Source organism: Microcystis viridis FACHB-1342, assembly GCF_014698335.1.
Taxonomy (GTDB): domain Bacteria; phylum Cyanobacteriota; class Cyanobacteriia; order Cyanobacteriales; family Microcystaceae; genus Microcystis; species Microcystis ichthyoblabe_A.
In genome coordinates, this window is the sequence record NZ_JACJSV010000006.1 from 32,650 (window position 1) to 51,293 (window position 18,644).

The following is an 18,644-nucleotide window of genomic DNA, read 5'->3' on the forward strand; positions in this document are numbered from 1 at the left end:
ACAATACGGCCGATTCGTCTCTACTTATGAACTACTCGCTTAGTACAAATTCAAGTTTAAGCCTACTTCTCTAGCGAAGACGGCTAATCCTTTCTTTTCAATGGTTTTGATAGCTTTGGTAGAGATGCGTAGTTTTACCCAACGGTTGCCTTCCGACCACCAAACTCTTTTCCATTGTAGGTTAGCTTCTTGTAATTTTTTGGTGCGACGGTGGGAGTGGGACACCGCATAGGCGTTATTGGCCTTTTTCCCCGTCATAGTACAGACTCTAGACATAATTTACTCCTGTGCGATCGATGTTTGTCAATAGTCAACCTTTCTAGTTTAACTCAAATCTCGCCAGAAGTCCCCCCCTTCCCCTGGGTGAAGTGAACGGAGATAAATTTAACAGCAAGTGGGGGGATTAAGAAGTTGATTAAACCGGTTCACTGCTCAGACAATTTCGACAATTGCATCAGAGGTAATGGTGAGAATATTGTCAACAAATTTAGCTGTAATTTTTTACTGAATAAAAAATATTTTAATAAGTTTTACATAGTTTCTATTATTCTGGTTAATTCATTTCTATTTTTCCACAATTTTACTTGACAATTTTGGTATATTTTGGCGATAAAAGGAGCTTGATTACCTTGAATTATTCTTTCGATTTTATCGATTGTTTCGACAAAAATATTAATCATGGTTTGACGAGGTAAGTTGCCAGAAACTAGAACAAATACTTGAGCCTGATAACGGGCTATCTGTTGAACTTCTAAAATATTTCTACCAATGTTTACATCTTTAGTTAATACTATCCATCCTCTTTGACTAACAATAGGTAGCAACTCCGTATCCGGTGCATCTGGGGCAAAATGGGCATGATGAAATTCAATTTTAACCCCTATTTCTTGCAAAGCTTCACCGATAGATTTTCCTAAAGCGCGGTCGATAAAATAGGTGTATTGATAGGTCATGCCGCTTGCCAATTGCACTCGAATAAAATCGCTTTTTCAATTTGCCAAGGTTGACAATTATAATCATTGGCAATATCTTCTATAGAGTCCCCCGCATCATAAAGTTCTGTGACAACTTTAGTGGGAATTCCTGTTCCTGTGATCACGGGTTTTCCGAAGGAAATATTAGGGTCTATCTTTAGGACTTTATTGCTGAAGTCTTCCCCATTTATGTCGATAGTGGGAAAAAGCCGTGTGGCGATATCTTGTTCATCCCATTCAATACGAGTTAAGAGATTATTTAAGAATTGTTTCATCGTCAATTGTCCCGAACGGGAGGCATTAATTAAATGTTCAAATTGTTCAATAAAAAGGTCAATTCCATCGGTACTAAATTGTTTTTGAACTAGAGGATGATCGGTGTTAAATTGTTCACTAATATAGTCTAGGGTAAGTCTAACTTTATCGAGAGGGATGTTATGAATTTTGCGAATAACTCTTAAAACGTGCGCTTCCACTAAGTTAGTAAAGGAAAGTTGCGGAATATTCGGATTAGGTCGTTGAATGAGGGGTAAAAACTCTTTTTGTCCTTTTTTAGTGGGGTAGGTGCGTCCTCGTACCCACGTTCTCAGAGTGGGCAAAGGAATATGGAGATAGCGCGCAGTATCGGCTATAGTGTAGGTGGGAACATGATAGAGATGCTCTAGAGATAAGGGAGATGATGCTTTGACCATCGTTAATATTTTGGTGAAGTTGTTGAGATGAGATTATCGCCTATTATTTCATTCTAGCTAATTTTGGTATCCTTGAGGATAGGGATAAAGCAGGATGAGGGCATCTCAGTGGACATTGGGGGCAAATGAGGTTATATTTTATCTATAGAAGAACGTTTGTATGCAACACTGATAATGAGTAATTCACTGCCAAAATATCTAGAGGAAATCACAGGCATTTATCAACAGGGTAAGGCCACAGAACACAGTTATCGTCCTGCTTTAAAAAAATTAATTGAATCCCTAAATAATAACCTACAAGCTCTCAATGAACCGAAAAGGATTGCTTGTGGCGCTCCAGATTTTGTGATTAATCAGGGTATAGTGGAAGTTGGCCATCTAGAAGCAAAAGATATCGGAACTTCTCTCAAAAAGGTTGAAAATACTCCCCAAATAAAACGTTATTTACAGGCTTTGGGTAATTTAATTATCACTGATCATTTAGAATTTCGTTGGTATGTATCGGGAGAATTGCGTCTATCAGCTGCCGTGGCAAGTCTTAATCAAAAAAAGCAAATTAAACCTGATTCCCAGGGTATTTTACAAGTAGAACAATTGTTCTGTCAATTTTTCCTCTCAAAAGTTATTCAGATCACAACACCGCGAGAATTGGCGAAAAAAATGGCCGCTTTAGCGCAGTTAATTCGAGATGCAATCGGCCAAGCTTTAAAAGATCAAGATTGCGGGGGAATGTTGCGGCAACAATTGCAATCTTTTCAACGAGTTTTAATTAGTGATCTCAATGAAGCGCAGTTCGCGGATATGTATGCACAAACAATCTGTTATGGTTTATTCGCAGCACGCTGTAATACGGATCAAATAAGTTCTTTTTCCAGGGAAACGGCAGCATTTCGCCTCCCAAAAACTAACCCTTTTTTGCGGGGAATTTTTCATCAAATTGCTGGTACAGAATTAGATGAGCGGATTACTTGGGCCGTGGATACTCTAGCGACTATTTTACAACAAACGGACATGGAGGGGATTCTCGGCAGCTTTGGAAAACGCACACGCAAGCAGGATCCTGTGGTTCACTTTTATGAGACTTTTTTAGCAGAATACGATAGTAAAATGCGTGAGTCTAGGGGGGTTTATTATACCCCTGAACCCGTGGTTTCTTACATGGTTCGCAGTGTGGACTATATTCTAAAAAATAAGTTTCAGATTCCTAAAGGTTTGGCCGATGCCAAAAAAATTACGATTAAAAATCCTAATAATAGCCAAGAAACTCAGGAAGTTCACCAAGTTTTAATTCTCGATCCTGCTGTGGGAACAGGCACTTTTTTACACTCTGTTATCGACCATATCTATGACAGTTTTCGTCAACAGAAAGGGATGTGGTCTAGTTATGTCAGTAAACATTTATTACCCCGTCTCTTTGGGTTTGAATTACTGATGGCTCCCTACACCGTAGCACACATGAAGTTAGGTTTACAACTTCAGGAATTAGGCTATGATTTTAGTGCCGATGAACGCTTGGGAATCTATCTCACTAACACCCTACAGGAAGCTTTTCAAATTCCCCCTGCTGACGGTTTTTTAAATCGCATTCGCGATGAAGCAGCCGCGGCAAAAGATGTTAAGCAAGAAATGCCAGTTATGGTTATTTTAGGCAATCCACCCTATTCCTATCAGTCGATGAATACTGACCCTTGGATTGTGAATTTGGTTAAGGATTATTATCAATTAGATGGAAAACCATTGGGAGAGAGAAACCCTAAAGGTTTATTAGATGATTATGTGAAGTTTATTCGCTTTGCTCAGTATCGGGTAGCGGAAACTGGTTATGGAGTTGTGGCGTTAATTACAAATCATGGTTATTTAGATAACCCAACTTTTCGGGGAATGCGTCAAAATTTGATGCAGACTTTTGATGATATTTATGTTTTAGATTTGCATGGGAATAGCAAGAAAAAAGAAGTTTGTCCCGATGGTTCAACCGATCAAAATGTGTTTGATATTCAGCAAGGTGTAGCGATTGCGTTTTTTATTAAGTATCAAGATAGTCAGCAAGATTTAGCCAAGGTTTATCATGCTGATTTGTGGGGTGTTAGAGAGGTTAAAGAGAATAAGGAGTTAGTTGGGGGTAAGTATCATTGGTTAGATGAAAATGATATTAGTTCAACTGAATGGGAAATTATTAAACCTGAAGCAAGTTTTTATCTCTTAAAAAATCAAAATACAGCTTTATTACCAGAGTACGAGAAAGGCTGGAAAATAGTTGATATTATGTGTGTTAATTCAACAGGTGTAAAAACTCACAGAGATCATTTTGTTTTTGATTTTGATTTTGAATCTCTTTATAAGAGAATAGAAGATTTTAGAAATATTCAAATCGCCGACAAAGAAATTGGAGAAAAATATAATATAAAAGATACAAGAGATTGGAATATTTTTGAACAAAGAAGAGCTTTGTTTAACAATAGTCAGTGGTTAAGTTATTTTACTAAATGTTTATACCGCCCTTTCGATCTCAGGAATTATTACCATCATGAAGATGTAGTAGAACTGCCAAGAAATGAAGTAGTTAGAAATATTTTGCTTGGATATAACTTGACGTTGCTTTATACAAGACCACTTTCGCCAAATTATGAATTTTCGGTTTTCTTGACTGAATTTCCTCCTCATCAATGTGCCATAGGAAATAAAACTGCGGGTGCGGGAGCTTCTTATCTTTCTCCGCTCTATCTTTACCCAACCAATACCCCAACCCTATTTGACACAGAACCAACCAACTCGCCAAATGGTCGCCGTCCCAATCTAGCGCCTGAATTTATTAAGGAACTTTCGGCAAAACTTGAATTAGAATTTATCAGTGATGGCAAAGGAGACGAAAAGAAAACCTTTGGACCAGAAGACATTTTTAACTATATCTATGCGGTCTTTCACTCTCCCCAATATCGCCAACGTTACGCCGAATTTTTAAAAATAGACTTTCCTCGCGTTCCTCTCACCAGTAATCAAGAATTATTCTGGGAATTAGTCAAAAAAGGTGACAGATTAGTGCAGTTACACCTAATGAAAGCAACGGGAAAAGAAATTAGTAGCTATCCCGTGGCGGGTTCTAATCTAGTCGAACAGGTGAAATATGACGAAAATAAACAACAAATTTCGATTAATTCTGACCAGTATTTTGCGGGGATTCCGCCCCAAATTTGGAACTTTTATATCGGCGGTTATCAAGTGTGTCAGAAGTGGCTAAAAGACCGCAAAGGTCGCCACCTTAGCTACGATGACCTAGAACATTATCAACAAATTATCTCCATTTTAGGCGAATCGATCGCAATTATGGAAACTATAGATATAATTATCAATAAATATGGTGGTTTCCCCTTTAGTTAAGCCACCGGTGAGAGAAGATTAACTTAATTTTTGCCCACTGGCAAGAGTCCCTTTTCAGGGATAAATGACTCTCTACTCCCAACGAGAGTGATACAATTGTTAACACCACAGACCAAGAGCCAATCGAAGCGAGAGAATAAAAACTGCTATGTTAAAAGCCCTACTCGGAGATCCCAACGCCCGCAAAATTAAAAAATTTCAGCCCCTCGTCACCGAAATCAACCTGCTGGAAGAAGACATTAAAAACCTGTCCGATGAGGAATTAAGGAGCAAAACCAGCGAATTTAAGGAAAGATTAGACAAAGCGAGAAATTATGACGAAAGAGAGGAGATTCTCGAGGAAATCCTCCCCGAAGCTTTCGCCATTGTCCGGGAAGCGGGAATCCGAGTCTTAGGGATGCGTCACTTTGACGTGCAGTTATTGGGGGGAATGGTACTGCACAAAGGACAAATCGCCGAGATGAAAACTGGGGAAGGAAAAACCCTAGTTGCCACTCTCCCCGCTTATTTGAATGGATTGACCGGAAAAGGGGTTCACGTCGTCACCGTTAACGATTATCTCGCCCGTCGTGACGCGGAATGGATGGGGCAGGTACACCGCTTTTTAGGGTTAAGTGTGGGACTAATTCAAGCCGGCATGAGTCCAGAAGAAAGAAAGAAAAATTATGCCTGTGACATCACCTACACCACTAACAGCGAACTCGGCTTTGATTATCTGCGCGATAACATGGCTACAGTGATGGGGGAAGTTGTCCAAAGACCCTTTAACTACTGCGTTATCGACGAAGTGGACTCCATTCTTATCGATGAGGCCAGAACTCCATTAATTATATCAGGACCGATCGATCGGCCCACAGAAAAATATATTCTCGCCGCCGAAATCGCCAAGCAATTAGTGCGCCAAAAAGTAGAAGACGGACCGGGAGACTACGAAGTTAACGAAAAAGACCGTAACGTTTTAATGACCGATGAAGGCTTTAAAAGAGCGGAAGAACTATTGGGAGTTACCGATTTATACGACCAAGAAAATCCCTGGGCGCACTATATTTCTAACGCTATTCGTGCCAAAGAACTCCAGAAAAAAGACGTTAACTATATCGTTCGCAGTGGTGAAATTGTTATCGTTGATGAGTTCACGGGACGGGTCTTACCGGGGCGACGTTGGGGCGATGGTTTACATCAGGCAGTGGAGGCTAAGGAAGGGGTAGAAATTCAACAGGAAACCCAAACCTTAGCCACGATTACCTATCAAAACTTTTTCCTACTCTATCCGAAATTATCCGGCATGACTGGGACGGCTAAAACCGAAGAAACGGAACTAGAAAAAGTCTATAACCTGCAAGTAACAATTGTTCCCACTAACCGCGTTTCTCGTCGGCAAGATTTAGCCGATGTGGTCTATAAAAATGAACAGGCAAAATGGAACGCCGTCGCCGAAGAATGTCAACAAATGCACGAACAGGGTCGCCCGGTTTTAGTTGGTACCACCAGTGTGGAAAAATCAGAAGTGCTTTCGCTGTTATTACAGGGAAGAAAGATTCCCCATAACTTACTTAATGCTCGTCCGGAAAACGTGGAAAGGGAATCGGAAATCGTCGCCCAAGCAGGCCGGGCCGGAGCCGTAACTATTGCCACGAACATGGCGGGACGGGGAACCGATATCATTCTCGGTGGTAACTCCGACTATATGGCCCGATTGAAAATTCGCGAGTATTTAATGCCCAAATTAGTTATGCCCGAGGATGACAATTTGGCCTTTAGTTTACCCAGTTTAGGAGAACGCAATCGCCCCCAAGGATTCGCCCCGGGTAAGAAGAAAAAAAACTGGCGCGCCTCGGCGGAAATTTTTCCCACCGAGTTACCGAAAGAGGTAGAAAATGCCCTGAAAGAAGCGGTTAAATTTGCCGTTGATACCCACGGAACTCAAAGTTTACCCGAATTAGAAGCAGAAGAAAAAATCGCTATCGCAGCCGAAAAAGCTCCCACGGATGACCCGGTTATTCAAAAGTTACGCGAAGTCTATAAATTAATTCGCACAAGTTATGAAGATTACACAGGCAAAGAACACGATGAAGTAGTAGAAAGGGGCGGACTGCACGTTATCGGGACGGAACGCCACGAATCCCGCCGTATTGACAACCAATTGCGAGGCCGGGCGGGCAGACAGGGCGACCCCGGTTCTACACGCTTCTTTTTAAGTCTAGAAGACAATTTATTGCGGATTTTTGGGGGCGACCGCGTGGCTGGTTTAATGGATGCCTTCCGGGTGGAAGAAGATATGCCCATTGAGTCGGGAATGTTAACTCGTTCCCTGGAAGGAGCGCAAAGAAAAGTGGAAACCTTCTATTATGATGCCCGGAAACAGGTGTTTGAATACGACGAGGTGATGAATAATCAACGGCGCGCTATTTATGCCGAACGTCGTCGGGTTTTGGAGGGGATGGACCTAAAAGAACAGGTGCTGCAATACGCCGAAAAAACCATGGATGAAATCGTCATGGCTTATATTAATCCTGAACTGCCGGCAGAAGAATGGGATTTAGAAAAACTGATTAGTAAATCTCAGGAATTCGTCTATCTGTTGGCAGATATTACCGCTAAAGATATCGAGGAGATGAGTGTTAATGATATCAAGATGTTCCTACACGAAGAAGTTCGCAAAGCCTACGAAATTAAAGAACGTCAAGTGGATAATATTCGCGCCGGTTTCATGCGCGATGCCGAACGTTATTTTATCCTGCAACAAATCGATATGTTATGGCGCGAACACCTGCAAGCTATGGAAGCTTTACGCGAGTCGATTGGTTTACGCGGTTACGGTCAAAAAGACCCCCTAATTGAGTATAAACAGGAAGGCTACGAGATGTTTTTAGAAATGATGATTGATATCCGTCGTAACGTGGTTTATTCCCTGTTCCAATTCCAACCGCAAGGACAACCCCAAGCAGTGGCTAGTGAGTGAACAGTAAAAATTAAAGGTTGGTTTAAATTGGGGAGAATTGGCTAAGGCTGATTCTCTCATTTTTTTCTACCGAGAAATCAGTCACCTACAATCCACACTAGGACTAAAATTATCAGTCCGATTACTCCATAGGACAGCAACGACCCCAAAGAATTGAGGATTTGTATGGGAAAATGAATCAAAACTTGGTAAGTAAAATCCGTAACTGCCAGCAAGGCAGTGAAAAATATAGTCACAAGTGTTATCATATTTAATATCTTCTCATTCTGATAGAATAAATGGCTATCCTTTGCGGCAATCGGCAGTGGATAGTCAGAATTTAGGAGATTATCCCCAAGAAAAAACTCGGAGTGCGGTAGAATCGGGAGAGCGTTGGGTTTCATGCTTCAACCGTTCGGCAAAAGCTCACGGCCGAAGCCCAACCTACGTTCTTGTTAAATAAGATTTAGTATAACTTGATCGCTGTTAAAATTGCGGTAGAATCAGGAGAGCTAATTTGCTATAACCAGTCCAGAAGAGCGAGATTACTAAAAATTGACCAGTTTTTTGCGGGAACTGGGAAAATTAACAGCTAATCTGGGACAAGACGAGCTAAAAGCAGCAGAGAGCAACAATCAATGTCTAAAAACTCTATACCTCGAATCGAAAATCTGCGCGTACAAAATTACCGAGCTTTACAGGACTTAGAATTAAAAAGCATTGCTCCTTTAACCGTTTTTCTCGGTCTTAATGGGAGCGGAAAATCTACCATATTTGATGTCTTTGCTTTCCTCTCTGAATGTTTTACTGTTGGTTTAAAAAAAGCTTGGGACAAACGGGGAAGATTTAAAGAATTAAGAACCAGAGGACAAGAAGGTTACATCATTATCGAATTAAAATATCGAGAAAAATTGGCATCACCTTTAATTACCTATCATTTGGCTATTAATGAAGCTAACAATCGCCCTTATGTTGCCGAAGAATGGTTACAGTGGAGACAAGGAGCGAAGGGCAAACCTTATCGCTTTTTAGACTTTAAAGAAGGGGGAGGAATAGTGGTTAGTGGAGAAAATCCCAAACCAAAAGATAAACGAATCTCTGAACGATTAGACTCCCCAGAATTTTTAGCTGTTAGTACCCTCGGACAATTGGCCAAACATCCCCGGGTTAGTGCTTTGCGTCGTTTTATCACAAGTTGGTATCTTTCCTACTTAACCGCAGATAATACTCGCACTCAACCAGAAGCAGGAGCGCAAGAAAGATTATCGCCAACTGGTGACAATTTACCTAATGTTATTCAATATTTAAAAGAAGATCATCCTCAACGATTAGAATCTATTTTACAAACCCTTTCTCGTCGAATTCCTAGATTAGAAAAAGTAGAAGCATCTATTATGCCGAATGGACAGCTTTTACTTCAAATTAAAGACGCACCTTTTCAAGAGCCAATTCTTGCCAAATTTGCCTCCGATGGCACTTTAAAAATGTTGGCTTATTTAACTATATTATACGATCCAAGCCCTCCGCAATTACTGGGAATAGAAGAACCAGAAAATCATCTTCATCCCCGTTTATTACCTGAATTAGCAGAAGAATGTCGGGCAGCGACCGCAAGTACACAATTAATGGTAACAACTCATTCTCCCTTTTTTGTAGATGGTTTGAAACCAGAGGAGGTTTGGGTACTTTATCGAGATGAAAATGGTTTTACTCAAGCTAAACGTACTTCAGCAATGCAAGGAGTTAAGGAATTTATTCAAAATGGTGCTTTGTTGGGTCAATTATGGATGGAGGACTATTTTGATGTGGGTAATCCTAGCATTTAAGTTTAATAGCAAAGGAGGGAAAAAGTGCATCTTGAATTTTTAGTTGAAGAATTTTCTACCCAAGAATGTTTAAATCAAATTTTACCTAAAATATTATTTGAGAATGTCACCTATAAAATTCATGCCTTTCGAGGTAAATCCGATTTAATCAAAAAACTACCGGAGCGATTAAAAGGCTATCAATGCTGGATACCCGATGATTATCGAATCATTATTCTTGTAGATAGAGACAATGAAGATTGTCAAATGCTCAAAGAAAAGTTAGAAAATATTGCCCAACAAACAGGACTGATCACCAAAACGATTAGTGAAGATAAAAAAACATTTCAGGTGTTAAATAGAATTGCTATAGAAGAACTAGAAGCTTGGTTTTTTGGTGATATTCAGGCTATAGTCTCAGCCTATCCCAAAGTTTCTACTAATGTGGGACAGCAAGCAAAATACAGAAAACCCGATGAAATTCCGGGCGGAACTTGGGAAAACTTAGAAAAGATACTTCAAAAAGCTGGGTATCATCGAGGAGGTTTATAAAAAGTGAAAGCAGCCCGAGAAATTTCTCAATTTATGACTCCTGCTCATAATTGTTCTCCTAGTTTTCAGATTTTTTATCAAGGTTTATTGGCGATGATTAGCTAAGTATATTTAGGAAAGTAAATGATGAAACTGCTAGATCACTGTCAAGGATAAATCGATTTTTAACTGTTGAATAAATTGTTGCATAATTGTTCAAAATTCGGTGTTTAACTATAGCGTTTCCGAAGCTAGTGAGGTACACCTATTTTTCTTCCCTTTTGCATGAGTGCCTAAAACCCATAACTTTTGTACCTCAGCAGACTGAAAAACGCTATAAATCTTATTTAAAAAGAACGTAGGTTGGTTTGAAGCATGAAACCCAACCCTCTCCCGATTCTACCGCAATTTTAACAGCGATCGAGTTATACTAAATCTTATTTAACAAGTATAGAGTGGGAAGTGGGAAGTGGGAAGTGGCAAGTGGCAAGTGGGTTTTTAAAGTTGGATTGGCAGTTAATGATACTATCAAAAATAGATTTAGTATAAGCTTTCATTGTATTGGGAAAAACTTCAGCAGAATAGTTCATCCTTCCTAGCTAATTAACTAATAAGGACAAGTGAGGGAAATCTTTTCCCTCACTTGTTCCCTTTTGCGATAAGATAATTAATATAACTTCAAAGGGACTGCTCTATGAATATTCGTATTGGTAACGGCTACGATATCCACCGATTAGTAACAGGAAGACCTTTAATTTTAGGAGGAGTAGAGATTGCCCATACTGTCGGTTTATTGGGTCACAGTGATGCCGATGTCTTAACCCATGCTATTATGGATGCCATGCTGGGAGCGCTTAGTTTAGGCGATATCGGTCATTATTTTCCCCCCACAGACCCACAATGGCAAGGGGCGAATAGTTTAAAATTATTAGAACAAGTTAATCAATTAATTATCGATAAAGGTTGGCAGATTAATAATATTGATTCGGTAATTGTTGCCGAAAAACCGAAAATGAAACCCCACCTCAGCGCGATGCGAGCCAAGTTAGCAGAAACTCTCAAGATTAATCCAGAACAGGTGGGAATTAAAGCCACTACTAACGAACAATTAGGACCAGTAGGACGAGAAGAAGGTATCGCGGTTTATGCCGTGGTTTTATTGGTTAAGGAATAAGTAATTAGTAAGAATTAGCTCAGATTAAGTATCCCAAACCTATGAATATAGACACAAAAATCTTAGAAACTGTCGAAGCAATGCCAGAGTTATTAAAAATAGAGCTGCTGCACTATGCTGAATATTTGATGGCCAATTATCAATCAGATGTTATTATAGAGAAACCTTCTCTTAGAAAACGTCGTTCAGGAATTTTACAAGGTACATTTACCTTACCTTTGTCCGATGATTTTGATGAGTCTTTGGAAGATTTTCAGGAATATATGTGATGACATCTTTTCTTCTGGACACCCATACTTTCATCTGGTTAACTGAAAACGATCCTAACTTACCTAATAATCTTCGGGAGGAAATTGATTTTGCTCCTGAAGTTTATGTCAGTATTGTTAGTCTCTGGGAAATCGCGATTAAGTTAAATTTAGGTAAGTTAGCCCTACAAAAAAGTTATGAAACCATTGAAACTAAACTAGAAGCATCAGATATAACCTTACTGTCTATATCATTTTCTGATACTCTAAAAATTTGTACTTTACCCTTGTATCACCGTGATCCATTTGATAGAATGCTAATTGCTCAGTCTCTAAACAGATCGCTAATTCTAATTAGTAAAGATACTAAATTTGATGCTTATAATGTACCAAGAAAATGGACATAATACCCCGTCCGGCTCAATTCTATTCAAGATGAGAGCAAGATAAATTTCCTAATTCCCCATAGACTTCTAACATTCATTGCTAAATTCTCTCTATGACTGCCATTATCCAACAAATAAAAGAGCGTTTTTCCCAATCCCTAGTTAAATCCTTTGGGGAAAACTTTGCCGCTACCGATCCTCTAATTGTCGCCGCTAGTAACCCCCGTTTTGGCGATTATCAATGTAATATTTCCCTCTCTTTAGCCAAAGAATTAAAACAAAAACCGCGGGAAGTGGCGACAACTTTACTAAAAAATCTAGAGATAGATGATCTCTGTCAACCCCCCGAAATTGCCGGACCTGGTTTTATCAATCTTACCCTTAAACCCAGTTATATAGAAACCCAATTAAAAGACCTAATTACTGACAACCGTTTAGGAGTTGCCACTGCTAACCCCAGTCAAAAAATTATTGTCGATTTTTCCAGTCCCAATATTGCTAAAGAAATGCACGTCGGTCACTTGCGATCAACTATAATTGGTGATTGTATTGCTCGGATTTTGGAATTTCGTCATCATCAAGTAATTCGTCTTAATCACGTCGGGGATTGGGGTACTCAATTCGGGATGTTAATCACCTATCTACAAGAAGCTTATCCTAGCGCTTTAACCCAAGCAGATGCTCTTGATTTAGGGGATTTAGTTAGCTTTTATAAAAAGGCTAAAATTCGTTTTGATGAAGACGAAAACTTTAAAGAAACTGCCCGTCAAGCCGTAGTAAAATTACAGTCAGGTGATCCTCAAAGTCGTCAAGCATGGCAGTTACTTTGTCAACAATCACGACGGGAATTTCAGAAAATCTATGATATTCTCGATATAAAACTGACGGAAAGGGGGGAATCTTTTTATAATCCCTACCTTGAGACAGTAATCAGAGAATTAGATCAACAGGGATTGCTAATAGAAGACAATGGCGCTTTATGCGTCTTTCTCGATGGTTTTACCAACAAAGAGGGGGATCCTCTGCCCCTAATTGTCAAGAAATCCGACGGCGGTTATAATTACGCTACCACCGATTTAGCGGCAATTTGTTATCGAGTGCGTGAAGATAAGGCCGAAAGAATAATTTATGTTACTGATGCTGGACAAGCTAACCATTTTGCCCAAGTATTTCAGGTGGCTAAAAAAGCGGGATTTTTACCCGATAATGTGGCAGTGGTTCACGTCGCTTTTGGATTAGTTTTAGCGGAAGATGGTAAAAAATTAAAAACTCGTTCCGGAGAGACGGTAAAATTACAAGAATTACTCGATCAAGCGATCGCCTATTCCCTAGCTGACTTAGAAAAAAGACTGGCAAGCGAGGAAAGAGAAGAAACCGGCGATTTTATCGCTAAGACTGCCGAAACTGTCGGTTTAAGTGCCGTTAAATACGCCGATCTCAGCCAAAATCGCAATAGTAACTACGTTTTTAGTTACGACAAAATGCTCAATCTGCAAGGCAACACCGCCCCCTATATGCTGTACGCTTACGCTAGGGTCCAGAGTATCAGTCGCGAAGGTGGTATTAATTTTCAGGATTTAAGTGCCAATTCACCGCTAATTCTCAAGGATGAAAGCGAATTAATTCTGGCTAAACAATTACTGCAACTGCCGGAAGTAATTAGTGCAGTGGAAGAGGATTTATTACCCAATCGTTTATGTGATTATCTTTATGAACTCAGTAAAAAGTATAATCGTTTCTACGAAAATTGTCCCGTTCTGAAAGCAGCAGAACCGATTAAAACCTCTCGTTTAGTTTTGTGTGATTTAACGGCAAGAACCCTAAAATTAGGCTTATCTCTCCTGGGAATTCCCGTTTTGGAAAGAATGTAAATCAGTTATCAGTTATCAGTTATCAGTTATCAGTTGACAGCAAAAAACGACCCAATTCATAATTGATAATTCATAATTGATAATTGATAATTCATAATTGATAATTCATAATTCCCACACCCCACAGCCTACACCCTACACCCTACACCCTACACCCTACACCCTACACCCCACACCCCACCCCTTGCATTGCGTATCTTTGACAAAAGCGGGTGATATTTTATACCCAGAAAAAGTGTACTATGCTGACGTGAAAAAACCTGACTTTTTGCTAACCTAGATATAGCTCTAATCAGAGCCAATATCTTTGGGGGAAGCTTAGAGATTAATCTAGTTAAACTGACTCATGACGTTATCTTATTGTCGTCTGTTGCCTATTAGCTTTCAGGTGATAACTCGGAGATCGGGAATTAGTACAAAAGTTCAGATTTCCTCTCCGCAGCCCCAGCGTTCCTGTGTAGTCTTAACGAGTAATTTTATCCCAGAGATGTTATCGTTAAAGCGGTCAAATGTCCGAACGTCCTAGAGGATTTTCGGGAAAGAGCATTTGCCCTGTCGTAATCTCAGATAGAACCTTATGAGTCAATCAATTGAAGATAAAGCTATGGCCGATGCTGATGTATCAGATTATACCACAAATAAAATAATTGTCTCTAATTGGATCGCCCCTTGGTCGAAAGGCAATCGGAAAAATCCGTCACCGCAACCAAAATGGGATTTATGGCAACCCCTGCGGCAACGAATTGATCGCCTAGAAATCAATACACCTGAACTAGCTCACAGGATTTGTCGTCTAATTCCGGCTCAATGTCCCTTTGCGCGGAAAATTAACCTATTTAGCTGGACAATTCTAGAGATTCCCCCCCTTTGCAAGCTAAATCCCCTCTACGAAAACCTGATGATGTTAAGATTTCGCGCTCTTTCTTACCTGGCCGATGAATGTGGAGAGGATATCGGTGCTTACTGCTAAAATGGGAGAGTGTCTTTAATCGCCACACCTATGGCCATCATCGCTCTGAAAGCTTGGTATCTGGACAAATACGAACCTATCCGCGAGGTTGTCAAACGTCCCCACGACTTGCGCTTAAGTCGCAATAGTCTCTTAAAATCGGGTTTAAGAGCCGATTTTCTCGATGATAGTCTGACAATACAGGGTTCTGTCTGGTTCCAACGCTATTTAGAAGGGGAAAGGGTGGAATTTTACCTCGAAGGTAGTGGCGGTTACGTCATCTCGAATATTGACCTGATTTCCCAAGAAATTTACTTTACTAAACAGGACCTCAGCACTTGGCTGGATCCCATCATTTATTTTAGCTCCCAAAGCCAATTTAAGGACTCTAGCACCGCTTTAAAAACAGTTTTGACCGAAACCGTCGAAAATCTCAATAAACGCTCCCGTTTGCCCTTAACTATGGAAGAAACGCCTCGAACTGAGGGCAATGTCACCCGGTTGAGTGATAGTCAATTACGCAAAATTCGCAAAAGTTTATTATTTATTGCCGATGCTACGGCGATTAGCCAAAAGGAAACGGAATTACTGCCCAGTCCCCTAGTGGGTGTAGAATTGGGTTATGCGATCGCTTGTAAACAGGGCGGACAAATTCTGCTAACCTATCAAAATCGGGCGGAATTAAAGGGTAAACTAGCTTTTGACCTGCCAAGCTACCAAAAATTAATTTTCTCGGATCTGAGCGAATTGCGTCTCACTTTTCCGCCTTTAATGGCAACTTTATTACAAAAATTCAATCTGATTAGTTAAAAAAAATGAGTAGAAAAGCTGACGAGTACGCTGTACATTTGTTCTTGAGCAGTGGACATCGCGAGGAGGTACGTTTTTTGACTATCCAAGAATTTCAAAAGTGGTACAGTAACGAATTAGTTCCGAAAGCCGATTCCAGGGATTTTATCAATGTTCCGATCAGAAATATTCAAGGGGAATATATGGTTTTACGTCCAGCTAGTATCGTTGCTATTCGCGTGGAACCCGTCTTTTTTGGCAGTGTGGAAAGAATCTAATTTGTCGTTATCCCTAAAAAAGATAGTTAGATAGGGAGAATTTTAGAGATTATTGATAATTCTCTCAATGTCAGCTTGGATTTGATTGCTGACTTTGCCTTGCCAGCGTTCTTTTAATTCCCTTAATCCCACTTCTGCGTATTGACAGATCTTATCTAAAACTTCTTTACCGTCGCTGGGTTGAGGATAGGAATTCTTTTTACAGATAATATAAATTCCTGCGGTTAAAGCTAAAATAACTTCTGGCTCGATTTGGCTAATATTAATTAAATCTTGTCGATTACTCAGATTGATTCCGTAGATACTGAAGTCTTCTTTAATGGCAAAAGCAGCGGCGAATAAATAAGCATCTACCATGCGCTCAAAGGTTTTATTATCTTTTAGTACCTGTAGATAATTTCTGGAAGTTTCCGAGGCATAAATCTTCAAACTGGGATCGATTCTCTGCATTAGTAATTCTCCATCACTTCAATCACGGAAGCATCTTCATCGGCAGCCAAACGGTGTATTTTTAAAATATCGGTAGTGTAGGGAAGCAAGAGATTTAAAAGTCGATCGGGTAGATCGCGATCCGTGGCTAAAATAATCACTTGGGAGTTTAAATTAGGGAGAGAGTTAATAATATTTTTTTGATGTTCTTTGTCTAAATGGCCAAAAGGTGTATCCATAATTAGGGGAACACAATTATCGGTTATTTGATTTAAACCAGTGATAAAAGCAAAAGCTAAAGCTTCCTTTTCTCCCGCACTTAAGACATCGGGATTTAATAATTTTCCCGTGATGGTACGGATTCCTAAAGTATATTCGGGAGTGATTTCTACTCCTTTATATTCCTCTGGTTTGTTGGTTACTTGTAAATAGCGATCGCTGGTTACTTGATTAATCATTTTTTGGGAATTATCGATATGCCATTCGATTAATTCGTTAGTGGCATTTTTTAAACCTCTGGCCATTTTAACCTGATTAGATAACATCAGTGTGGTTTGATTTTCACTAGCTAAAATTTCCACTTCTTTGCGTAAATGTTCTAATTGCTTTTCTTTGATTTCAATGTCCTTTTGCAAGCGTTCGATCTTTTCTTCAATCTCCTTAACTTTTTGTTCCGATTCGTCAACTTTTCGCCAAATATCCCTAACCGAGTCTTGATTTATTCCCGTGGTTTCCTGTTTTAGCTGTTTAATATATTGATTGATTTCTTCGATTTCTTCTTCTAAAAGATCTCTTTGTAAAAGCAATTGACTATAATTGCTAAGTTTGGCATTATCTCGGATAATTCCCTGTAAATCAATTCTAATTTGATCTTTTTCTATTCTGGTGGTGTTGTCCACTTCTAAGGACTCTAGTTCGGCAATTTGTTGAAGTATAAAGTCACGAGAATTTTTGTCTAAACAACGACCACATAGACAGCTTTCATCGTCAAGTATTGCTTTAAAAATTGCTGTAGAATTAGTTTTATAGTTGCTTTTTAAGCTAGTAACTTGCAAATCATCGGCCATTTCCTGCACAAAGTTAATCAGCAAAGGTATCGAAGCTGTTTTTAACCAAGAATCAATAGACTTTTGCAGGTTATTTAACTCAGTTTGTAAACCGATACGCTTTTTATCTAAGTTATTAATTTCCTCTAATTTTTCTCGTAAATTTTCAATCTGAGCAGCTTTTTCTTGAGCGACTTGGTAGATAACTATAGCATTTTTTTCCTCATCTTTAGCATTTTTAAGCTGACCTTTTTTAAGTTCAATGTCTCCTTCTAATTCTCGCAATTGTTTTCTCTTATCTTTTAAAGCTTGACTGGTTCCCTCTGCTTTATTGAAACGGTTTTCTAATTCTTGTAAGGCTTTTTCTGTATCATCGCGCAGATTTCTTAATTCCGGGATACCCAAAACTTTTTCAATTGCTTCTTTTGCTTCTTTAGTTTGAGTTATCTGGGTATATTGTTCAATTTTTAAGCCATCAAAACAGAAAAAATCTCGAATAGATTTAGGAAGCAATGCTTCGATATATTCCCTAGAGTTACTTCTTATGGTTCCATCTTCATAAAATAATGCTTCCTCTAAGCTGAGAGAAGAAGTGCTACCATTAACTTTTAATTTCGCTGTGCGACTGATAAAGTAATTTTTCTCGTTTCTAGTAAAATTTAATTCTACCCGCATTTCTTTTTCTTCTGCTGATGAAGAATCCTCCTCACCTCGATAAAAATAGGTTTTCAGAGTCTCTTTAGATACAATATCTACCCCATAGAGACACCATAAAATCGCCGTCATCAGAGAAGTTTTACCGTGGCCATTATTACCGAAGATAATATGAATTTTTCTGTCGGGATGCAGGTTAAAAGTAATATTTTGACTAGGGTAACATTTCCAATTAGTTAAGCGAATTTGTTTCAGTCTCAAAGTCATAGAGTTTATTTATTGTGAGGAGTCGGTATATTTTTCGATAAGTTTGACAATTTTAGGTGATAGCTGCCGATTTTTTAGAGTAATTTTTTCTACTTCTAAAGCCATGGCTTCCTTTAGCAGTTGGGGAGGTATCTCATATTTTTGGGCTATTTCTTTAATTTTAGCAGTTATGTCCATGAATTTTTTGTGGGTTGGGGAGTGGGTATTGTCAAGTCTTAATTCCTATTGGCTA

General features: G+C 39.3%; 18 protein-coding genes. 12 read left to right on the forward strand and 6 right to left on the reverse strand.

Annotated elements, in window-relative coordinates; translation table 11 throughout:
* Positions 1 to 39: 39 nt before the first annotated feature.
* The 3 genes from rpmB to H6G40_RS03735 all read right to left on the reverse strand — a co-directional run bounded on the left by rpmB (position 40) and on the right by H6G40_RS03735 (position 1,666).
* The gene (gene rpmB / locus H6G40_RS03725) at positions 40 to 276 is read right to left on the reverse strand and encodes a 50S ribosomal protein L28 (protein WP_002732080.1); all 237 of its coding nucleotides are present in this window, start codon (positions 274 to 276) and stop codon (positions 40 to 42) included.
* Positions 277 to 530: 254 nt separating this feature from the next.
* Positions 531 to 953, reverse strand: coding sequence for a PIN-like domain-containing protein (locus H6G40_RS03730; protein ID WP_002733914.1), 423 nt, complete (start codon positions 951 to 953; stop codon positions 531 to 533).
* Positions 950 to 1,666, reverse strand: coding sequence for a DUF433 domain-containing protein (locus tag H6G40_RS03735; protein WP_069473925.1), 717 nt, complete (start codon positions 1,664 to 1,666; stop codon positions 950 to 952). The genes H6G40_RS03730 and H6G40_RS03735 overlap by 4 nt, the downstream gene beginning before the upstream one ends.
* Positions 1,667 to 1,840: 174 nt before the next feature.
* Here H6G40_RS03735 and H6G40_RS03740 point away from each other — a divergent pair, with 174 nt between their 5' ends.
* From H6G40_RS03740 to H6G40_RS03795, 12 genes are all read left to right on the forward strand, one after another.
* A complete protein-coding gene (locus H6G40_RS03740; protein ID WP_190537297.1) occupies positions 1,841 to 5,044 on the forward strand; it encodes a type ISP restriction/modification enzyme in 3,204 nt (1,067 codons plus the stop codon).
* A 148-nt stretch (positions 5,045 to 5,192) separates the two neighbouring features.
* Complete coding sequence (gene secA, locus H6G40_RS03745; RefSeq protein ID WP_069473927.1) at positions 5,193 to 8,006, forward strand: preprotein translocase subunit SecA; 2,814 nt, start codon at positions 5,193 to 5,195, stop codon at positions 8,004 to 8,006.
* A 238-nt stretch (positions 8,007 to 8,244) separates the two neighbouring features.
* Positions 8,245 to 8,448: a hypothetical protein gene (locus tag H6G40_RS03750; RefSeq protein WP_148045308.1), complete on the forward strand. Its 204-nt coding sequence runs from the start codon at positions 8,245 to 8,247 to the stop codon at positions 8,446 to 8,448.
* A gap of 175 nt (positions 8,449 to 8,623) precedes the next feature.
* Positions 8,624 to 9,811, forward strand: a complete 1,188-nt coding sequence (locus H6G40_RS03755; protein WP_190537299.1) for an AAA family ATPase — start codon at positions 8,624 to 8,626, stop codon at positions 9,809 to 9,811.
* Between the two features lie 24 nt (positions 9,812 to 9,835).
* Positions 9,836 to 10,342 (forward strand): DUF4276 family protein, encoded by a 507-nt coding sequence (locus H6G40_RS03760; protein ID WP_080601585.1) that lies wholly within the window; start codon positions 9,836 to 9,838, stop codon positions 10,340 to 10,342.
* A 673-nt stretch (positions 10,343 to 11,015) separates the two neighbouring features.
* A complete protein-coding gene (gene ispF, locus H6G40_RS03765) occupies positions 11,016 to 11,495 on the forward strand; it encodes a 2-C-methyl-D-erythritol 2,4-cyclodiphosphate synthase (protein WP_002732071.1) in 480 nt (159 codons plus the stop codon).
* A gap of 41 nt (positions 11,496 to 11,536) precedes the next feature.
* Complete coding sequence (gene vapB, locus H6G40_RS03770; RefSeq protein ID WP_002732589.1) at positions 11,537 to 11,764, forward strand: type II toxin-antitoxin system VapB family antitoxin; 228 nt, start codon at positions 11,537 to 11,539, stop codon at positions 11,762 to 11,764.
* Complete coding sequence (locus tag H6G40_RS03775) at positions 11,764 to 12,150, forward strand: type II toxin-antitoxin system VapC family toxin (RefSeq protein ID WP_002793526.1); 387 nt, start codon at positions 11,764 to 11,766, stop codon at positions 12,148 to 12,150. The genes vapB and H6G40_RS03775 overlap by 1 nt, the downstream gene beginning before the upstream one ends.
* A 92-nt stretch (positions 12,151 to 12,242) precedes the next feature.
* Complete coding sequence (gene argS, locus H6G40_RS03780) at positions 12,243 to 14,000, forward strand: arginine--tRNA ligase (RefSeq protein ID WP_069473929.1); 1,758 nt, start codon at positions 12,243 to 12,245, stop codon at positions 13,998 to 14,000.
* A gap of 577 nt (positions 14,001 to 14,577) precedes the next feature.
* Complete coding sequence (locus H6G40_RS03785; RefSeq protein ID WP_002750927.1) at positions 14,578 to 14,970, forward strand: Mo-dependent nitrogenase C-terminal domain-containing protein; 393 nt, start codon at positions 14,578 to 14,580, stop codon at positions 14,968 to 14,970.
* A gap of 30 nt (positions 14,971 to 15,000) precedes the next feature.
* Positions 15,001 to 15,759, forward strand: a complete 759-nt coding sequence (locus H6G40_RS03790; RefSeq protein ID WP_002743467.1) for a hypothetical protein — start codon at positions 15,001 to 15,003, stop codon at positions 15,757 to 15,759.
* 5 nt (positions 15,760 to 15,764) lie between these two features.
* Entirely contained in the window at positions 15,765 to 16,016 is a 252-nt protein-coding gene (locus H6G40_RS03795) for a hypothetical protein (protein ID WP_002750923.1), read from the forward strand.
* Between the two features lie 42 nt (positions 16,017 to 16,058).
* On the opposite strand, the gene H6G40_RS03800 is transcribed toward H6G40_RS03795, so the two are convergent.
* From H6G40_RS03800 to H6G40_RS03810, 3 genes are read right to left on the reverse strand one after another with little or no spacing between them, the layout of a single operon-like run.
* Positions 16,059 to 16,466: a hypothetical protein gene (locus H6G40_RS03800; RefSeq protein WP_002732247.1), complete on the reverse strand. Its 408-nt coding sequence runs from the start codon at positions 16,464 to 16,466 to the stop codon at positions 16,059 to 16,061.
* The gene (locus tag H6G40_RS03805; protein WP_190537301.1) at positions 16,466 to 18,412 is read right to left on the reverse strand and encodes an AAA family ATPase; all 1,947 of its coding nucleotides are present in this window, start codon (positions 18,410 to 18,412) and stop codon (positions 16,466 to 16,468) included. The genes H6G40_RS03800 and H6G40_RS03805 overlap by 1 nt, the downstream gene beginning before the upstream one ends.
* 9 nt (positions 18,413 to 18,421) lie before the next feature.
* Positions 18,422 to 18,589 (reverse strand): hypothetical protein, encoded by a 168-nt coding sequence (locus H6G40_RS03810; protein WP_002733637.1) that lies wholly within the window; start codon positions 18,587 to 18,589, stop codon positions 18,422 to 18,424.
* Between the last annotated feature and the right edge of the window lie 55 nt (positions 18,590 to 18,644).